Origin of the sequence: Bacillus sp. JJ675 (assembly GCF_036963165.1) — a bacterium.
Lineage (GTDB): Bacteria > Bacillota > Bacilli > Bacillales > Bacillaceae > Bacillus > Bacillus glycinifermentans.
Genome location: NZ_JBALMR010000008.1, coordinates 110,485 through 111,593, shown reverse-complemented (window position 1 = coordinate 111,593; position 1,109 = coordinate 110,485). Strand labels below are relative to the sequence as shown.

The window sequence follows — 1,109 nt, the reverse complement described above, 5'->3', positions numbered from 1 at the left end:
AGAAAAGCAAGAAGCATGAAAAAAGGAAAAAACACGAGAAAAGCAAAAAACCGGAATACGGGCACAAGCGGCCTGAATATCGTTCTCACAAGAAAAAGCATTACAGAAAAACGAGACACGGCTATGAAAAATATACGGAATATTATGAGGGAAATGTAACAGAGGTCAAATATCGCAAAGTATAATCAAAGCGGCTTACTGCATTGTGAGCCGCCATTTTTTTAGGTGTGAAAACCGGGACTTTAGAACGGGTTTTCACATTGCAGAAAGGATTTTTTAACGGTCTGGAGAATATAAAAAAAAGTTAAGCTGAAATCTAACTGCGGGGGAATTTTGAATGAAGTTTGCGACAGCAGTGCTGCACAGCCGTCAATTTGTGGGACTTGTCATTGGCGATAAAATCATGGATTTGCACAAAGCCGAAAAAAAGCTGTTTGAGCTTGAGACTATACCTGAAACGCTCATCGGGTGCGTGAGCGAGGGCGACAAGTTCGTCCGGCATGTCGAACAGCTTGTCGAGTGGTCAAAGAAAAAAAATACCGAAGAAAGCGGTTCGTATATTTATCCGCTGTCAGATGTCAAGCTGCTGGCGCCCATTCCAACGCCGCGGAAAAACGTCTTTTGCATCGGAAAAAATTATCGGGACCATGCGATAGAAATGGGAAGCGAATCAGACATTCCGAAACATATCATGGTCTTTACAAAAGCGCCGACTTCGGTGATCGGGCACCTTGAAGAGATCGATGCCCACAAAGGCGTGACAGAAACGCTAGATTATGAAGGGGAACTGGCCGTCGTCATCGGCAAAACGGGAAGACGCATCCCGAAAGAACAAGCGCTTGACTATGTATTCGGCTATACGATTATCAACGATGTGACTGCGCGCGATCTGCAAAAGCGGCATAAGCAGTTTTTTATCGGAAAAAGCCTTGACGCCACATGTCCGATGGGGCCGTATCTTGTACATAAATCAATGATTGAAGACCCGCAGCAGCTGAAAGTGGAAACGCGGGTCAACGGTGAACTCCGCCAGTCGGGCGATACGAAAGATATGATCTTTTCGGTTGCCGAGATCATTGAGACGCTGTCAAAAGGAATGACGCTTGAAG

1 protein-coding gene and 1 pseudogene are annotated in these 1,109 nt (G+C 45.4%); both read left to right on the top strand.

Annotation, left to right across the window (positions count from 1 at the left end; all coding sequences use genetic code 11):
• Positions 1-185, top strand: a pseudogene (locus V7126_RS02220) (spore coat protein CotG); the annotation flags it as partial.
• Between the two features lie 152 nt (positions 186-337).
• A partial coding sequence (locus V7126_RS02215; protein ID WP_438823783.1) for a fumarylacetoacetate hydrolase family protein occupies positions 338-1,109 on the top strand: 772 nt, incomplete at its 3' end.